This window comes from Caldanaerovirga acetigignens (assembly GCF_900142995.1).
In the GTDB taxonomy this organism is placed as follows: Bacteria; Bacillota; Thermosediminibacteria; order Thermosediminibacterales; family Thermosediminibacteraceae; genus Fervidicola; species Fervidicola acetigignens.
Genome location: NZ_FRCR01000003.1, coordinates 45,120 through 62,376 on the forward strand (window position 1 = coordinate 45,120; position 17,257 = coordinate 62,376).

The following is a 17,257-nucleotide window of genomic DNA, read 5'->3' on the forward strand; positions in this document are numbered from 1 at the left end:
ATTTTATATCTTCACAAGAGGAGCGTACTTTAATATGAGGCGTTTTGTCCCTTCCGATGCAAAATTCACCGCTATTTCCGCATCTTCTCCCTTACCGTATACGGCAGTTACCACACCTTCACCCCATTTGGAGTGCTTCACCCTGTCGCCGGGGTTTAATTTTAACTCCTTTCGCTTCTCTGTTTCTGATGATTGTTTTATCGCAGGCTTGAAGTGCACCACAGTTTTTGCTTTTTTTGTCTTTCCATTATCCTCCTCTAAAGTATCATCTTCAGAACCGATTTCCTTTAAAAGCCTTGCCGGTATCTCGTCGATGAACCTTGACGCCGAATAAAATGAGGTGTTGCCGTAGAGATTTCGCCTCCACGCTCTTGTCAGGTAAAGCCTTTTTTTGGCCCTGGTTATCCCTACATAGCAAAGTCTTCGCTCTTCCTCCAGCTCATCTTCATTGAACATCGACCTGGAATGCGGGAATATACCCTCATCCATGCCGCTTAAGAAAACCACGGGAAACTCGAGGCCTTTCGCACTATGGAGTGTCATCAAAACCACCGCATCTTTGTTATCGTCAAGCTCGTCCACATCGGAGACCAGGGCAATTTCGGCGAGGAAATCCTGGAGGCTTGCTCCTTTATATTTCCTCTCAAATTCTTCGGCCACACCTACCATTTCTTTCAGGTTTTCTATCCTGCTCTGGGCCTCCGGTGAATTCTCGGCTTCAAGTTCTTCGATGTATCCCGTTTTTTCAAGAATATAAGCTATCAATTCCGGAATAGAAAGCGAATTTTGTTTTTCTATAAAATCATCAATTAAGCTCACAAAATTCTTAAGTTTTGCAGATACTCTCGACGAGAAATTGTAAGCCTCCTCTTTTATTATGTCATATACGGACCTTTCATTTTCCTCCGCTACCCTTTTCAGTTCGTAGACTGTAGCCTCGCCTATACCCCTTCGAGGCACGTTTATAATTCTCAAAAGACTCACATCATCCGAAGGATTTGCCACAACCCTCAGGTATGCCAGTAGGTCTTTTATTTCTTTCCGCTGATAAAATTTCAGACCTCCCACTATCTTGTAGGGGAGTCCCATCTTAACCATCATCTCTTCCAGCACGCGGGACTGGGCATTGGTTCGGTAGAGCACCGCAAAATCTTTAAAGTTGAATTTCCGCGCGTTGACCAGCTTTTCTATTTCCCGGGCAATGAAGAACGCCTCTTCATGCTCGTTTTCCAGCGTGACAAGATAAATTTTTTCACCTTTGCCGTTTTCGGTCCATAAATTCTTCTTTTTCCGGCCCAAATTGTGGCTTATCACGTTGTTTGCCGCATCGAGAATGTTTTGAGTCGAACGGTAATTTTGTTCGAGTCTTATGACAGTAGCATCCGGAAAATCCTCTTCAAAGTCCAGGATATTCCGGATATCCGCACCTCTGAAGCTGTATATGCTCTGGTCGTCGTCCCCCACAACGCACAGGTTCCTGTGTTTTTCGGCCAGCATCTTCACCAGAACGTATTGTGCTCTATTTGTGTCCTGGTATTCATCTACCAGTATGTGCTTGAACTTCGTCTGGTAATGGTAAAGAACTTCGGGGCATTCTCTGAAAAGCTCGACCGTCTTCATTATGAGGTCGTCGAAATCCAGAGCGTTCCGCTCTTTCAATTTTTTCTGATAAAGTTCGTATATCTTAGCCAAAGTCTTTTCCCTTATGTCCTTTGCCCTGTCGTAGCACTCTTGTGGCGTAAGCAGCCTGTCCTTGGCCCTTCCTATAAAATTCAAAACTGCCTGAGGCGAGTATTTTTTGTCGTCAAGCCCCAGAGCTTTAATGGAATCCTTTGCCACAACCTGCTGGTCCTGGGTGTCGAATATTACGAAGTTCCTGTTGTAGCCCAATCTCTCAATGTCTGACCTCAAAATGCGGACGCACGCCGAATGGAAGGTGCTGACCAGCATCCCCTTCGCCCAGGGGATAAGCCTTTCGATTCTTTCTTTCATTTCCTCGGCAGCTTTATTAGTAAAGGTTATGGCCATTATGCTGCTCGGGTCCACACCTTTGTATTCAATCAGATAAGCAATTCTGTATGTCAACACCCGGGTCTTGCCGCTTCCCGCCCCCGCCAGGACAAGAAGAGGGCCCCCCGGATGTGTCACGGCTTTCCTTTGCTCTTCGTTTAGTTCGGATAAAAAATTCATTTTTACCTCCTACAGAAAAGTAGCGTGGGTTCCACGCTACTTTTTTTTCTCATCAAGCTCCTTTAATCTTTCCAAAATCATCTTATAGCCATCGGCGCCGTAGTTCAAAAAACGCTTGACCCTGCTTATGGTGGCAGTGCTGGCTCCCGTTTTTTCGGCAATATCGCTATATGTAAATCCGGCTTCCAGCATCTCGGCCACCTGAAGCCGCTGGGCCATGGCCTTTACTTCTGCAATGGTGCAAATATCCTCGAAAAAGCGATAGCATTCTTCTTTCGTCCTCAAAAGCGCTATTGCTTCAAAGAGCCTATCAATGGCCGGGTCGGCCAACCTCTGGAGTTGCATTTTATCACTCCACAATTAAAAAATTTAACTTACGAGTTCTAAAAGCACATTGGTATAAATCCTCAAGTTTTTCAAAAGGTCTTCAATCTCGATGTACTCGTCCTTTTCGTGGGCAACTTCTGGTTTCCCCGGAAAACCAGGTCCGAAAGCCACCGCGTTTTTGAACATCCTCGCGTACGTTCCGCCGCCTATTGAAAAACAGTAGGCCTTTTCTCCGGTAACCTTTTCGTAAGCCGCTTTCAAGCTCCTAACTATAGCGCTATCCTCAGGGACGTAATGGGGCGGATTGTCGGATATCTTTTCAACTCGAACTCCCTCGATGAGACTTTCCCTTATTTTCGAAATCACCTCTTCCCCTTTATACTTTATGGGATACCTGATGTTTACGACGACCTCGCCGGATTTTTCATCCATCCGGATTACTCCCACATTAAAGGTAAGCGGCCCTGATGTATCGTCGGAAAAATCGATTCCCAATCCCCTGCCCGTAGTATCAAGGCCTATTTTCTCGTTCAGGAAAAGAATGAATCGCCGCTGTCCTTCATCATCGATGTCGAGTTCCGAAAGAAAAGTTATGAGCTGCATTACCGCATTTTTCCCCTTGTGGGGTATGCTTCCATGGGCGGAAACGCCGTGAGATTTAATAGCATACTTGTCATCGACCTTTGAAAGCTCCATATTGTACCCGGTTCTTTCTTTGAATTGTCTGAACCTTTCTTCTATGTATGCGGTATCACCCTTCAAAACTGCCTCAGCATAATCCGGCACCATGTTGGGTCTGTGGCCGCCTTTCAAGGAGACGAGCGTTACTCCTCCTTCTTTCGCTTTCCTGTCATTTTCAAAATCGCTCGTCAAAGAGAATGTAAGGATGCCCTTTTCGCCGTTTATAATCGGATATTCCGCATCTGGCGAAAAAGCCATGGTGGGCTCTTCGTCGTGTTCCAAGTAATATTTTATGCATTTCATTCCGCTTTCCTCGTTGGTACCGAATATCACTCTAACCCGCCGGTTGAATTTCACTCCCGCATCCTTCAACGTTTTTAAAGCATAAAGAGCCGTCATGGCAGGCCCTTTGTTGTCAGATGCCCCTCTGCCGTAGATTTTTCCATCGTGGATTTCCCCGCCGTAGGGAGGGTAGGTCCAGCCCGAGCCTTCCGGCACCACATCCAGGTGAACCAGTATCCCCACCATTTCGTCTCCTTCGCCCCACTCGGCCCATCCCACGTAGTTGTCCAGGTTTTTGGTCCTGAAGCCGAAACTCTTGGCAAGGTTTAAAGCATAATCAAGGGCCTGTGCCACTCCTTCTCCGAAAGGCTTCCCTTCAAGCGGCGGTTCTTCAACACTCCGTATCCTGATTATTTCGCAAACCGATTTTATCAGAGACTTCCCATTAAGTTCTATGGCCTTTTCAATGTTCATAAATAAAACCCCTCCCTTTTTAACAAGCGATAAAAAAATTAACTTCAGCTTACTATAAGTTTCTTTATGGCATGCGTCAATAACGCAAATGTAGTACCCAGAAAAGCACCGCTGAGCACATCGGATGGGTAGTGCATCCCTGTGTATATCCTGGAAAATCCCACCAATGTAGCCAGCGAATATATGGCATACCTATAGGCAGGAAAATAAAGGGAAAATACTACAGCCAGACAAAAGCCCGCAACCGTGTGCCCGGAAGGAAAGGAATGGTCTTTTAGAAGCTTTCTCCAAAATGTGTTCACGTTGGGCAAAACCATATACGGCCTTTTTCTGTAAATGCTCTTTTTGAAGATTTGGACTATTCCCTGACTTCCCGTGAGGGCGAAAAAGGCTTCGCTTGCAGCTATCCTAGCTTCCTCTTTGCCAAAGATATAAAGAAAGGCACACAAAAGCACTGAAAATGTGGCACCGCCGAGATGGGTTATGCGCGGCATTATCGCATCCAAAGGCCTGCATTTTATCCTTTGATTCAGGTACATAAAAAGATTTTTATCCTTTTGATGAAATCCCTCAATAATTTTACCCAGGAAACTTCTCAAAAAAGGCGACCCCCTACTCCACTATTTCCACCATTATGCCTTTCTTCTCAACGGCTTTTATCAAGGGATTGATTACTTCGCCGTTTTTTTGCACACCAAAAGCTGATTGCAGGGATTTGCCGACGATTATGTGGGTTATTCTATTATTTCTCGCGTAATCTGCCAAAGTCTGGTATACCTTTTTCCCTGCCAATATTGAAACCGTTCCTCCCAGATTCTTTGCCATTTCGAAAAGCTCCAACAATATTTTGTGCTGCTTTAAATCCTTGTTCAAGTCTTCCGATTTATTTACGTATACTACGCAAAACTCCCCTCCTAGCTCTCTTGCCCTTGCCGCCCCCCTTTTTATCAACCTTTCGCAGCTCTTCTGTGGAGTCACGCACACCATAATCCTGTGCTCCACCGAGGGGTCAAAAATAATACCCATGGGCAAACCCCTTTCGTTCTGTGTAATTATCTTCTATATTCTATTATACTATGATTATAAAACTTTCAGCAATAAACACGCTAAGTCTACTGAGAAATAAAAAGGCCGTCTGCTTTTTCCGCACTTTCCCGCATCGGAGTAATGCCATCGCCCATGGGTTTTATCGCTCTTTTTATCACCTCATCCATAGTCTTTACAAAGACAAAACAAAGGTCTTCCTTTACGTTTTGAGGCACTTCTTCAAGGTCTTTTATATTTTCCTCGGGAAGTATCACGGTCTTTATGCCAGCACGGTGGGCTGCCAATACCTTTTCTTTTATTCCCCCGACCGGCAAAACCCTCCCCCGCAGCGTTATTTCTCCCGTCATGGCTACCATCCTGTCTACAGGACGTCCTGAAAGGGCGGAAATCAAGGCACAAGCCATGGTTATTCCCGCAGAAGGACCATCTTTCGGTATGGCTCCTTCGGGCACATGAATGTGAACGTCGTACTTTTCGTGGAAATCCTCATCTATCCCCAACTCAGCCGCCTTAGATCTGACGTAGGTGTATCCCGCGTGTGCCGATTCCTGCATGATATCTCCTAGCTTACCGGTGAGTATCAGTTTTCCCTTTCCCTTCATGACCGTAGCTTCGACACTCAGTATGTCGCCCCCCATTTCCGTCCAGGCAAGGCCGGTCGCCACCCCTACTTGGTCGGTTTCCTCGACGACTCCATACCGGAACCTGGGAGTTCCTAAAAATTTTTCGACCATCTCAACATCTACATCTACAGACTTTTTTTCCCCTTCCACCACTGACCTGGCAACTTTGCGGCATATACTTGCTATTTCCCGCTCTAAATTTCTCACGCCGGCTTCTCGCGTATAGTTGCGGATAATGTGCACTAGGGCTTCATCGGAAAACACCATATTCTCGGCACTTAGACCGTGTTCTTCGATCTGCCGGGGAATTAAATGGAACTTCGCTATTTGAAGTTTCTCGTACTCGGTATACCCCGGAATCGATATGACTTCCATGCGGTCAAGGAGAGGTCTCGGAATGTTAAACAATGTATTGGCGGTCGCTATAAACAATACTTTCGAAAGGTCAAAAGGAATTTCTATGTAGTGGTCGGAAAAGCTGTGATTCTGCTCCGGGTCAAGCACTTCCAGCAAAGCAGCGGTCGGGTCTCCCCTAAAGTCCGCGCTCATCTTATCGACTTCATCGAGCAGGAACACGGGGTTTTTGGTCCCCGCCTGTCTCATCCCTTGAATTATCCTGCCCGGAAGCGCCCCCACATAGGTTCTCCTGTGTCCGCGGATTTCTGCTTCATCCCTGACTCCGCCGAGCGACACCCTTACGAATTTTCTTCCCATGGCCTTCGCTATGGATTTGGCAAGGGACGTCTTGCCTACACCTGGAGGACCCACAAGGCAAAGTATGGGCGATTTCATGGCTCCCGCGAGCTTTCTTACCGCAAGAAATTCCAGAATTCGCTCCTTTACCTTTTCAAGCCCGTAGTGGCCCTCGTTCAATACTTTTTGTGCCGATTTGACATCCAAGATGTCCTCTGTAAAGTTGTTCCAGGGAAGGGCGACAATCCAGTCCAGATAATTTCTTATGACCGCCACTTCCGCCGACACCGGAGGAGTCCTCTCGAGTCTTTCCACTTCCTTTAATACCTTTTGCTCAAGGTCATCCGGAAGATTTAAAGCCTCTATCTTTTTTCGATACTCGTTGGCTTCCTGCGTTTTTTCGTCCTGTTCCCCTAGTTCCTGCTGTATAGCTTTTATCTGTTCCCTGAGGTAGAATTCTTTTTGAGATTTTTCCAGTTGCTTTTTCACACGGTTATTAATCTTTTTTTCCAGCTCAAGGATTTCTATTTCTCTTGTTAGAATCTCGAAGAGGATTCTGAGCCTTTCTTTAACATCTACAGTCTCTAATATCTTTTGCTTGTCTTCGATTTTCAGATTGAGGTGAGATGCTACGGCATCGGCAAAACGGCCGGGATTTTTTATATTGCCTATCGAAATCAAAGCTTCCGGGCTCACCTTGTGGTTTAATTCAGCGTAATTTTCAAAAAGGTTCATCATGCTTCGCATGAGAGCTTCTTCTTCCGGGCTAATCTCCATATCATCTTCCAATATTTCGGTAACCCTGACTTTGAAAAAGGGTTCGGTCTTTATATATTCTTCTATTCGGGCCCGGTTGAGCCCCTCCACCATCACCCTTATAGTATCTCCCGGCATTTTCAAAAGCTGCTTTATCTTGGCCACAGTCCCTGTCGCATATATGTCTTCCGGCACAGGGAAGTCTACTCTTGCATCTTTCTGGGCGACAAGGAGAATTTTTTCGTCAGCCACCATAGCTTCTTCCAGGGCTTCGATGGACTTGTCCCTGCCTACGTCGAAATGAAGTATCATTTTCGGGAAAACCAGAAGGCCTCTAAGGGGCAGAAGCGGCAAGATTCTTATGTTCTTTTCCCTTTTCACAAAATTTCCCCCTGCATATTTTCACATAATTGGGTTATATTCTCCCTAACTTCTTATTCGATAAAATCTTTTTAATTCCTTCCGAACGCAAAGGCCATTTTTTCGTCATTCTTCGGCTCTTCTTCCGAATTCACCAGGGCATATTCTATCACTTCTTCTACCCTGTCCACGGCTATAATCCGCACATCCCAAGTTTTGAAAAGGTCCTGCCAATTTTCCCGGGGTATTATTACAGTCGTCGCACCAGCCCTCTTTGCAGCTTCTATTTTCGCCACGATTCCACCTACCGGCTTTACATAACCCCGAATGGACAGTTCTCCTGTCATAGCCACCAAATTATTCACCGGAATATTGGTTATGGCTGAGTATATAGCCGTAGCTACCGTAATTCCAGCCGACGGCCCGTCTATGGGAGTACCTCCAGGAAAATTAATGTGTATGTCGAAATCTTCCGGCCTCAATCCGAGATACTTTTTAAGTACAGTCAGACAGTTATCCACAGCTCCTCTTGCGGTAGCCTTTCGCCTCAGTTTGTGCGTTTCTCCTCCCATTTCCTCTTCTTCCATAATTCCCGTTACAGTGAGCTTGCCCTTCCCTTTCTCCACGGGTATTGCTATGGCTTCTATTTCTATCAGAGTGCCCATGTTGGGACCGTAAACGGCAAGGCCGTTAGCACATCCTACCTGTGGACAGGAGTGCACCCTCTTTTCCGGACGCGGCGAATACTGGCCGCTGTTTACCACCCACTCCACATCCTTGGCCTCTATCTTTTTTCTTTTTTCTATTTGTGCGAGTCCCGCTGCCATTTGCAGTATATTGACCGCTTCCCGCCCGTTTGTGGCGTATTTTTTTATCGTCTCTACAGCCCTTTCTTCGATATCGAAGGAAATTTTGTAAGCTGCATTTCTTGCAATCTTCCCGATATTTTCCGGAGTGAGGGGCTTAAAAAAAATCTCCACGCAGCGGGAGCGAATGGCCGGAGGGATTTCCTGAGGCATTCTAGTGGTAGCACCTATCAGCCTGAAGTCAGCCGGAAGACCCTTTTGAAAAATTTCATGAATATAAAGGGGGATGTTGGGGTCTTCGCTGTTGTAGTACGCGCTCTCCAAAAAGACCTTCCTATCTTCCAACACTTTTAAAAGTTTATTCATCTGCACCGGATGTAATTCCCCTATTTCATCTATAAAAAGCACCCCGCCGTGAGCTTTAGTCACCGCTCCGGGTTTGGGTTGCGGTATTCCCGCAATACCTAAAGGACCAGCTCCCTGGTATATCGGGTCGTGCACCGAGCCGATGAGTGGGTCGGCTATCCCCCTTTCATCGAACCTTGCTATAGTAGCATCAACTTCTACGAATTTCGCATCTGGCCCGAAAGGAGAACCCGGCGTCCTTTTAGCTTCTTCCAGAACCAGGCGAGCCGCTGCGGTCTTTCCTATGCCTGGAGGACCGTAAATTATAACGTGCTGGGGGTTAGGTCCACATAGTGCCGCCCGTAAAGCTTTAATTCCTTCCTCCTGACCAATTATATCCTCGAACTTAGTGGGGCGTGTCTTTTCCGTCAGTGGCTCGGTAAGGGATATCTCCCTCATTTTCCTCAATTTTTCCAATTCCTTTTTAGACTCCCGGTCCACCACCATCCTGCTTCCTTGCTGATTTTTCATCATATTTATAAAGTAAAGCCCTACAACGATGGCCAAGGCTATCTGGATCAAGCTCAAAATATTTACCGTCACAGTCAAAATTCCCCCCTTTCCAGATTCGGCTTTTTATATTATTACCCCAAGCCCTCAATTTATCCTGGAAAGGGTAGTAAAAAAGTGCAGCGTTTTGCTGCACTTTTACATCAAGCCGTCACTTCTTTTTTCTTTGTCTTTTTCCTGTCGGAAGTTACGATAATCGGCTCTTCCCGCTTCAACACCACATCTTTGGTTATTACGCACTTTGTGATGTCGTTTCTCGAAGGTATCTCGTACATTACGTCCATCATCACTTCTTCCAGTATCGCCCTTAAGCCCCTAGCTCCGGTCTTTCGCCGCAAGGCTTCTTGTGCAATAACCTGCAAAGCCTCATCGGTAAATTCAAGCTGCACGTTGTCCATTTCAAATAATTTCTGATATTGTTTTACGAGTGCGTTCTTCGGCTCTTTCAAGATCCTTACGAGAGCCTGTTCATCAAGGGCATCCAATGTTACAATGATAGGCACCCTTCCTACAAATTCCGGTATCATTCCAAATTTCAAAAGGTCTTCCGGCATTATTTGCCTCAGGAGTTCACCTACGTTTTTTTCTTCCTTGCTTCGGATCTCTGCGCCAAAGCCTATGGATTTTTTCCCGATGCGGTTGGCTATAATTTTTTCTATTCCTTCGAAGGCACCTCCGCAGATGAACAGGATGTTGGTTGTATCTATTTGGATAAATTCCTGATGCGGGTGCTTGCGTCCCCCCTGAGGCGGCACGCTGGCTATGGTCCCTTCAAGGATTTTCAAAAGCGCCTGCTGCACTCCTTCTCCGGATACGTCTCTGGTTATCGATGGATTTTCGGATTTCCTTGCAATCTTGTCTATTTCGTCGATGTACACTATGCCCTTTTCAGCCTTTTCCACATCGTAATCGGCAGCTTGAATCAATTTCAACAGTATATTTTCCACGTCTTCACCTACGTAACCGGCCTCAGTCAAAGAAGTAGCATCTGCGATAGCAAAAGGCACATTTAAAATTTTTGCAAGAGTCTGGGCCAGCAGGGTCTTGCCGCTACCCGTCGGCCCCAGCATTATTATGTTGCTCTTTTGGAGTTCCACATCATCGGATTTTACATTGGAGTTTATGCGTTTATAGTGGTTGTACACCGCAACCGAAAGTATCTTTTTAGCCTGCTCCTGACCTATGACGTATTGATCCAAAATTTCCTTTATTTCTCTAGGCTTTGGTATATCGCTAAAATCCATTTCTGCCTCTTCGCTGAATTCTTCCTCTATTATCTCGTTGCAAAGCTCAATGCACTCGTCGCAGATATATACACCGGGGCCTGCAACCAGCTTTCTCACCTGGTCCTGGGTTTTGCCGCAAAAGGAGCATTTCAACTGGCCTTTTTCGTCGTTGAATTTAAACATAATATCACCTCTTTTCTTCGGCTTTCACCCGTTTGTATATCACCTCATCGATGAGCCCGTATTCTTTCGCTTCTGATGCCGACATGAAAAAGTCCCTTTCCGTGTCCCGCTCGATTTTCTCAAGCGGCTGCCTGGTGTGCTTTACCAAAATGTCGTTTAGTACCTCCCGCAACCTCAATATTTCTTTAGCCTGGGTCTCGATATCCAGAGCCTTGCCCTGCACACCTCCCCACGGCTGGTGTATCATTATCCTGGAATTCGGCAGAGCATAGCGCTTGCCTTCAGCCCCTCCCGCAAGGAGCACCGCACCCATGCTGGCCGCCATGCCGATACATATTGTGGCCACATCCGGTTTGATGTACTGCATGGTGTCGTATATGGCAAGGCCTGCCGTCACGGAACCGCCTGGCGAGTTGATGTAAAGGTAGATGTCTTTGTCAGGGTCTTCCGATTCTAAAAACAATAGCTGAGCTATCACAAGGCTTGCCACCGTATCGTCGATGGGAGTTCCTATGAATACTATCCTATCTTTGAGCAGCCTTGAATATATATCGTAAGCCCTCTCCCCCCGATTCGTCTGCTCTATCACTATAGGAACGAGATTCATCAATTTGCCCCTCCTTATCAAGCTTGTTCTTCTTCATCCTCTTCGCCTTGGGAAACGTTCTCCACGACTTTCTCGTTGACCTTCGCCTGGGATATCAAAAAGTCGAATATCTTCCTCGTGAGTATGTGGTCTTTTATGTGCTCCAAGTCTTCTTCTTTCAGATTCTTTTGATATTCAGCCAAAGACTTCTGAGCTGCTTCGGCGTACTTGGTCAGCTCTTCTTCCACTTCTTCATCGGTGACTTGTATATTTTCTGCTTTTGCCAAAGCCTCCAGGACCAGCGATGTCTTTACGTTGTTGTAGGCCCTTTCCTGGAACCTCCCTTTGAACTCTTCAGGCGAAAGCTTGGAAATCTCCAGATACTGTTTTAAATCCAATCCTCTTAACCTGAGTTGGAAAGCAAAATCCATAATTAACCTTTCTATCTCTCTATCTACCATTACCTGCGGAATGTCGACCTCAGCCTGTTCCACAACTTTTTTGAGGATGGCGCCTCTAAGAGAGCTTTCGGAAAGCGATTTTGCCCTTTCTTCCAATCTATTCTTAATATCCTGCTTTAATTCCTCCAAGGTTTCGAATTCACTTACGTCCTTTGCAAACTCATCATCCAACTGCGGAAGTTCTTTTTCCTTAACTTCTTTTAGCGAAACTTTAAAGAGTACTTCCTTTCCCGCCAGGTCCTTGTTCGGATGTTCAGCAGGATATGTAACCGCAACCTCCTTGGTCTCACCAGGCTTCATTCCGATTATCTTCTCTTCCAAATCCTCTACCAGAACTTTCGAACCTAACTCCAGGGGGTAATTTTGTACCTTCGCATCCTTTAAAGGTTCCCCGTTTGCGAAACCCTCGAGGTCAACCAACACCACATCGCCCTTTTGTGCAGGTCGTTCTACGGACACAAGTCTCGAATTTTTCTCCTGCAAATCTTTTAGCTCTTTTTCCACATCCTCCTCGGTAACATTGTACACCATTTTTTCCACTTCTAAACCCCTGTACTGTCCCAACTTAACTTCAGGTTTTACCGTCACTTTGGCAGTAGCGACAACCCCTATATCCTTTCCTATTTTGTCTATGTCAAAATGCGGGTGGTCCACCGGCTCCAAACTGTTTTCTTCTACTCCTTTTTTGTAGGCCTCGGAAAGCACTATCTCCGCTGCATCTTCATAGAAAACTTCGGGGCCGTAATACCTTTCAATTAGACTCCTTGGGGCCTTGCCCCGCCTGAAACCTGGAATGTTGAACCTTCTTACATTTTTTCTGTAAGACTGCTCTACAGCCTTTTCAAATTCTCCAGCTTCAACTTCGATTTTCAAAGTCGCCACATTATTTTCTATTTTTTCCACATTAACTTTCATTATGCTCCTCCTCACAAACACGCTAAACCTTTTTTGCCATTTTATTATAGCATAAAAAAATAGATAATAAAACAATACCCCGGCTTGAATACCGAGGCTTTTTTTCGAAAGATTTTGGTGCGGGCGAGAGGATTTGAACCTCCACGGGAAACCCAACGGATCCTAAGTCCGTCGCGTCTGCCAGTTCCGCCACGCCCGCATGGTGAGCCATGGAGGACTCGAACCTCCGACACCCTGATTAAAAGTCAGGTGCTCTACCGCCTGAGCTAATGGCCCTTCTCTGGCTGGGGCGGTAGGATTCGAACCTACGATGCAGGATCCAAAGTCCCGTGCCTTACCTCTTGGCTACGCCCCAACAAAAAATAATTGGGGTGGATAGTGGGATTCGAACCCACGACCTCCAGAGCCACAATCTGGCGTTCTAACCATCTGAACTATATCCACCACGCACAAATGGTGCGCCCGAGAGGATTCGAACCTCTGGCCCACGGATTAGAAGTCCGTTGCTCTGTCCTGCTGAGCTACGGGCGCAAATGGAGCGGGAAACGGGACTCGAACCCGCGGCACCCAGCTTGGAAGGCTGGTGCTCTACCACCTGAGCTATTCCCGCCCGCATGGTCGAGGCAGAGGGACTCGAACCCCCGACCCCATGGTCCCAAACCATGTGCGCTACCAAACTGCGCCATGCCTCGCCACGGTCTTCAGGACATTGTATAGTATACATTAATTTAACCTTCGAGTCAAGATTATTTTAACACAATCCTCTGCTGTTTTTCAAACACTTTACGTTATGATAGTTCCATCATTGCAAGATTCCAAAATTACATATTGCGATTTTATCCCTTTTTCTTTGAAAACACCAACCATAAATTCGCCTGTTTCCTTCGATTTTTCTTCCAGCACAACTCCCACCACCGAAGGACCAGCACCGCTCAAGAAGCAGCCAAGCATGCCCATTTTCGGCGCTTTTTCCAATATTTCCTCCAATCCGGGCACAAGCGACATTCGGTACGGCTGATGTAGAACATCCTGGGTTGCTACTTGAAGCACGGAAAGGTCTCTTTCGCTTATACCCGCCACAAGCAGCGCTATCCTGCCTATGTTGAATACTGCATCCTCCAAGCTCACATTTTTGGGAATCACTTGCCTTGCTCTTTCAGTTTTAAGTTCGAATTCTGGAATTGCCACTACGAACTTCAAATCAGGCGGCATGGATAATTTTTTATATAAAACCCTGTCATTTACTTTTACTGATATGGTAAATCCTCCTAAGATGGCAGCGACCACATTATCCGGGTGCCCTTCCATTTCGGTGGCAAAATTTATTATTTCTTCCCTGCTGAACGGGCTTCCCAAAAGCAAGTTTGCAGCAATCATGCCACCGGCAATACACGCGGCGCTGCTTCCCAATCCCCTCGCAAGCGGTATTTCATTTTTCAATCTTATATAAAGTTTTTTTTCGATGTTCACTTTCTTTAAAATAGTGCTGGCTGCTCTGTACACCAGGTTATCTTCCCCCAAGGATATTTTCCCCTTGCCCTCACCCGACACTTCTATTTTGGGAATGTCAGAAAATTCCATTTCGATGAAGTTATACAAATTCACCGCCGTCCCAATACAGTCAAAACCGGGGCCGAAATTGGCTATGCTCGCTGGAACTCTGACTCTTACCAAATTCTTCACTCCCTGCCGTATATTACTCTTTCTAAAGCATGAATTTCCGGAGGAATGACCTCTGGAGAAACGCCCGTTCTTATCGCAGTGTCCGGGTCTTTCAAACCGTGCCCTGTTAAAACGCATACAACTTTTGAATTTTCTTTAAAATACCCCATCTTAAAATGCTTTATGACTCCAGCCAACGACGCCGCCGAAGCCGGCTCTGCGAAAATACCTTCTTTTTCTGCCAAAAGGTGATACGCATTTAGTATTTCTTCGTCGGTCACCTTATCTATGAGCCCACCGGATTCAGTTACAGCAGCTTCCGCGGTCTTCCAACTCGCTGGATTTCCTATTCTAATGGCAGTTGCTATTGTTTTAGGATTTTCTATCACCCTTTTTTCTACTATCGGCGCCGCTCCAGCCGCCTGAAACCCCAGCATTTTCGGTAACTTCGATATCTTCCCAATGGAATGGTATTCTCTAAAACCCTTCCAGTACGCCGTGATGTTCCCAGCATTTCCGACAGGAATCGCAAGGTAGTCGGGGGCAGCGGAAAATTCGTCGCATATTTCGAAAGCCGCCGTTTTCTGACCTTCTATGCGGTTGGGGTTTATGGAATTGACCAGGGTTACCGGATGCTTTTTGGAAAATTCCCTCACTATCTTCAGAGCATCGTCAAAATTCCCTTCTACGGCCACAACTTTAGCTCCATAAGCTATGGCCTGAGCAAGTTTTCCCACGGCAATGGCATTTTTCGGTATGAGGACTACGCATTTTAAACCGGCTCTTGCCGCATAAGCTGCCGCAGAAGCGGAAGTATTTCCGGTAGAAGCGCAAATTACCGCAGTAGACCCCTTTTCCAGAGCCGCTGAAACCGCCACTGTCATACCCCTGTCTTTAAAAGAACCTGTGGGGTTGACGCCTTCGTATTTCAAGTGCAATTCAAAGTTTAATCCTAGGTAATTCTCTAAATTGTATGCCCTTATAAGCGGCGTATTTCCTTCCTTCAAAGTAACGATGCACTCTTTCCTTTTAACTGGCAATAAATCGAAATATCTACTAATTATCCCCATGTACGCCATTAGAAGATACCTCCTCCACTCTTATGACATTGATTACCCTCTCAACATCCTTCAAATCCCTTATCTCATTTATGGCTTTTTTAAGGTTGTTGAAATGAACCTGATGAGTTACCGTTACTATTTCTGCTACATCACCTTTTACATCTTTTTGTATTACCATGTGGAGGCTTATATCATTCCTCCCAAAAGCTCCGCTAATCTTAGAAAGCACTCCAGGCTTGTCCTTTGCCTTCAAGCGGATGTAAAACCGGCTTGTCGACGAACCTACATCTATAACTTTCAATTCATCGTAACAAGTGCAATAGATTCTCCTTTTCCCTTCGCGAGCTGCATCCATTATATCTGCCACTACCGCACTGGCTGTCGGCATCTTCCCTGCCCCTTGACCAAAAAACATGACTTCTCCCACTGCATCTCCTTCGACAAGAATGGCATTATAGACATCCCTTACGGCACTCAAAGGGTGATTTTTACTGAGCATCGTTGGCGCCACCAAGACTTCTACTTCGCTTTTTCCCACTTTCCGAGCCGATGCCACTAATTTTACCGTGTACCCCAATTCACCAGCATATTTTATATCTTCGAGCTCTATATTCTCTATGCCCTCGACGTAGACTTTATCTGGAGTTATACGCGTATTGAATGCTATTGAAGAAAGTATTGCAAGCTTTCTTGCTGCATCGAAACCCTTAATATCATCTGAAGGGTCGCTTTCCGCATATCCAAGCCTCTGCGCTTCACGCAAAGCATCTTCAAAATTCCTTCTCTTTTCCTGCATTTGTGTTAAAATGTAATTTGTGGTGCCATTTAGTATCCCAGAAATTCTCAGGATGCGGTTGGCAGCCAAACAATGCTTCATTGGCCTTATTATCGGAATTCCCCCACCCACACTGGCCTCGAAGTAAAGGCCTACTCCTGACTTTTCAGCAAGCTCGAAAAGTTCTTTTCCATGCTTAGATATTACCTCTTTGTTCGCCGTAACCACATGTTTTTTATTTTGCAAAGCCTTTTTTATATAGCTCAGTGCCGGTTCTTCCCCTCCCAAAACCTCGACGACTATGTTTATTTGTTCATCATCCAATATATCATCGGCCTGCACGGTCAATTTACCATCTGCGTAAGGAGTCCTTTTCTTTGAAAGGTCCCTTACCAGTATTTTTTTAACGTTTACCTCTTCACCCAATCTTTGCTTTATCACTTTACGGTTATTCTCAAGAAGCTCCACCACACCTGTTCCGACTGTGCCAAGCCCCAAAATCCCAATATTAATCATGATTTTTCCCTCCCCTTAGCCTAGCTTTTATCACTCTTGAGCTAATACTTCTATCTTCGCCACTCCCTGCTTTTTTTCTACGATTTCAAGCACTTCTTCGACATTTCTCGTCATCTGGCTAGTATCAAAAGAAATTGTCACGTTTGCAAGACCCTGCAGGGGAATATTTTGATTTATCGTAAGTATGTTTCCTCTAGCTTTTGCTATTTCATCCAAAATTGATGACAAAACCCCCGGTTTATGCTCCAAAATTAAAGATATTGTAATTATCTTGCCCATACTGGCCTCATAAAAAGGGAATACATAATCCTTGTATTTGTAATAGGCACTTCGGCTCATACCGACCATTTTTGTAGCCTCGTTTACCGTCTTTGCCTTACCGTTTTTTAAAAGCTCTTTGGCCTTTACCGTCTTTTTTAATATCTCAGGCAAAATCTCCTCCTTGACTATGTAAAATCCCCTGCCTCCCGTCAAATTATTGACCCCTCCCTTGTTTTAGGCGTCTTTGTAAAAAATACATTTTTACATCGATGGGAGACATTATACCGCAAAATAGTTAAAAAAACAACCCCTTAGGGCTGGATAATTTAAAATTTTAAGTGTTGACATCTTCGCTAAATTGTTTTAAAATGTGAAGAAAATTATTTGTTGCGCAAACAAGCCGTGAAGGGGAAAATTAAAGGGAATTCCTTTTAGAGAGCCGGTGGTCGGTGCAAAC

At 45.5% G+C, this 17,257-nt stretch carries 14 protein-coding genes and 7 tRNA genes; all 21 read right to left on the bottom strand.

Annotated elements, in window-relative coordinates; all coding sequences use genetic code 11:
• Nucleotides 1-3: 3 nt before the first annotated feature.
• Nucleotides 4-2,190: a DNA helicase PcrA gene (gene pcrA, locus BUB66_RS02920; protein ID WP_073254405.1), complete on the bottom strand. Its 2,187-nt coding sequence runs from the start codon at nucleotides 2,188-2,190 to the stop codon at nucleotides 4-6.
• A 36-nt stretch (nucleotides 2,191-2,226) separates the two neighbouring features.
• Entirely contained in the window at nucleotides 2,227-2,535 is a 309-nt protein-coding gene (locus tag BUB66_RS02925; RefSeq protein WP_073254424.1) for a YerC/YecD family TrpR-related protein, read from the bottom strand.
• A 24-nt stretch (nucleotides 2,536-2,559) separates the two neighbouring features.
• Nucleotides 2,560-3,954, bottom strand: coding sequence for a dipeptidase PepV (gene pepV / locus BUB66_RS02930; protein WP_073254427.1), 1,395 nt, complete (start codon nucleotides 3,952-3,954; stop codon nucleotides 2,560-2,562).
• Between the two features lie 44 nt (nucleotides 3,955-3,998).
• Nucleotides 3,999-4,493, bottom strand: coding sequence for a phosphatase PAP2 family protein (locus BUB66_RS02935; protein WP_073254889.1), 495 nt, complete (start codon nucleotides 4,491-4,493; stop codon nucleotides 3,999-4,001).
• 73 nt (nucleotides 4,494-4,566) lie between these two features.
• Nucleotides 4,567-4,980, bottom strand: coding sequence for an adenine nucleotide alpha hydrolase family protein (locus tag BUB66_RS02940; RefSeq protein ID WP_073254430.1), 414 nt, complete (start codon nucleotides 4,978-4,980; stop codon nucleotides 4,567-4,569).
• An 86-nt stretch (nucleotides 4,981-5,066) separates the two neighbouring features.
• Nucleotides 5,067-7,385 carry an endopeptidase La gene (gene lon, locus BUB66_RS02945; protein ID WP_425291865.1) on the bottom strand — a complete coding sequence of 773 codons (2,319 nt, stop codon included), beginning with the start codon at nucleotides 7,383-7,385 and terminating at the stop codon, nucleotides 5,067-5,069.
• A gap of 140 nt (nucleotides 7,386-7,525) precedes the next feature.
• A complete protein-coding gene (gene lonB / locus BUB66_RS02950) occupies nucleotides 7,526-9,193 on the bottom strand; it encodes an ATP-dependent protease LonB (RefSeq protein WP_073254436.1) in 1,668 nt (555 codons plus the stop codon).
• A gap of 104 nt (nucleotides 9,194-9,297) precedes the next feature.
• A complete protein-coding gene (gene clpX, locus BUB66_RS02955) occupies nucleotides 9,298-10,563 on the bottom strand; it encodes an ATP-dependent Clp protease ATP-binding subunit ClpX (protein WP_073254439.1) in 1,266 nt (421 codons plus the stop codon).
• 4 nt (nucleotides 10,564-10,567) lie between these two features.
• The gene (gene clpP / locus BUB66_RS02960) at nucleotides 10,568-11,170 is read right to left on the bottom strand and encodes an ATP-dependent Clp endopeptidase proteolytic subunit ClpP (protein WP_073254442.1); all 603 of its coding nucleotides are present in this window, start codon (nucleotides 11,168-11,170) and stop codon (nucleotides 10,568-10,570) included.
• Nucleotides 11,171-11,187: 17 nt separating this feature from the next.
• Nucleotides 11,188-12,525 carry a trigger factor gene (gene tig / locus BUB66_RS02965; RefSeq protein ID WP_073254445.1) on the bottom strand — a complete coding sequence of 446 codons (1,338 nt, stop codon included), beginning with the start codon at nucleotides 12,523-12,525 and terminating at the stop codon, nucleotides 11,188-11,190.
• A gap of 115 nt (nucleotides 12,526-12,640) precedes the next feature.
• Nucleotides 12,641-12,724 (bottom strand) — tRNA-Leu (locus BUB66_RS02970).
• A 1-nt stretch (nucleotide 12,725) separates the two neighbouring features.
• Nucleotides 12,726-12,801 (bottom strand) — tRNA-Lys (locus tag BUB66_RS02975).
• Nucleotides 12,802-12,806: 5 nt separating this feature from the next.
• Nucleotides 12,807-12,880, bottom strand: a tRNA-Gln gene (locus BUB66_RS02980).
• Nucleotides 12,881-12,892: 12 nt separating this feature from the next.
• A tRNA-His gene (locus BUB66_RS02985) sits at nucleotides 12,893-12,969 on the bottom strand.
• A gap of 10 nt (nucleotides 12,970-12,979) precedes the next feature.
• Nucleotides 12,980-13,056, bottom strand: a tRNA-Arg gene (locus BUB66_RS02990).
• A 3-nt stretch (nucleotides 13,057-13,059) separates the two neighbouring features.
• Nucleotides 13,060-13,135, bottom strand: a tRNA-Gly gene (locus BUB66_RS02995).
• A 5-nt stretch (nucleotides 13,136-13,140) separates the two neighbouring features.
• Nucleotides 13,141-13,217 (bottom strand) — tRNA-Pro (locus BUB66_RS03000).
• 91 nt (nucleotides 13,218-13,308) lie between these two features.
• Nucleotides 13,309-14,199, bottom strand: a complete 891-nt coding sequence (gene thrB, locus BUB66_RS03005) for a homoserine kinase (protein WP_073254449.1) — start codon at nucleotides 14,197-14,199, stop codon at nucleotides 13,309-13,311.
• A gap of 5 nt (nucleotides 14,200-14,204) precedes the next feature.
• Entirely contained in the window at nucleotides 14,205-15,266 is a 1,062-nt protein-coding gene (gene thrC / locus BUB66_RS03010; RefSeq protein WP_073254452.1) for a threonine synthase, read from the bottom strand.
• Entirely contained in the window at nucleotides 15,244-16,536 is a 1,293-nt protein-coding gene (locus BUB66_RS03015; protein WP_073254892.1) for a homoserine dehydrogenase, read from the bottom strand. The genes thrC and BUB66_RS03015 overlap by 23 nt, the downstream gene beginning before the upstream one ends.
• Nucleotides 16,537-16,569: 33 nt before the next feature.
• On the bottom strand, nucleotides 16,570-17,013 hold the full coding sequence (locus BUB66_RS03020; protein ID WP_073254455.1) for an ACT domain-containing protein: 444 nt from the start codon (nucleotides 17,011-17,013) through the stop codon (nucleotides 16,570-16,572).
• Nucleotides 17,014-17,257: the final 244 nt, after the last annotated feature.

Excerpts from the sequence above, each read along its gene's own strand:
- pcrA (WP_073254405.1), bottom strand. The coding sequence starts at position 2,190 with ATGAATTTTTTATCCGAACTAAACGAAGAGCAAAGGAAAGCCGTGACA.
- BUB66_RS02935 (WP_073254889.1), bottom strand. The coding sequence starts at position 4,493 with ATGTACCTGAATCAAAGGATAAAATGCAGGCCTTTGGATGCGATAATG.
- BUB66_RS02925 (WP_073254424.1), bottom strand. The coding sequence starts at position 2,535 with ATGCAACTCCAGAGGTTGGCCGACCCGGCCATTGATAGGCTCTTTGAA.
- clpX (WP_073254439.1), bottom strand. The coding sequence starts at position 10,563 with ATGTTTAAATTCAACGACGAAAAAGGCCAGTTGAAATGCTCCTTTTGC.
- pepV (WP_073254427.1), bottom strand. The coding sequence starts at position 3,954 with ATGAACATTGAAAAGGCCATAGAACTTAATGGGAAGTCTCTGATAAAA.
- lon (WP_425291865.1), bottom strand. The coding sequence starts at position 7,385 with ATGATACTTCATTTCGACGTAGGCAGGGACAAGTCCATCGAAGCCCTG.
- tig (WP_073254445.1), bottom strand. The coding sequence starts at position 12,525 with ATGAAAGTTAATGTGGAAAAAATAGAAAATAATGTGGCGACTTTGAAA.
- BUB66_RS02940 (WP_073254430.1), bottom strand. The coding sequence starts at position 4,980 with ATGGGTATTATTTTTGACCCCTCGGTGGAGCACAGGATTATGGTGTGC.
- thrC (WP_073254452.1), bottom strand. The coding sequence starts at position 15,266 with ATGGCGTACATGGGGATAATTAGTAGATATTTCGATTTATTGCCAGTT.
- clpP (WP_073254442.1), bottom strand. The coding sequence starts at position 11,170 with ATGAATCTCGTTCCTATAGTGATAGAGCAGACGAATCGGGGGGAGAGG.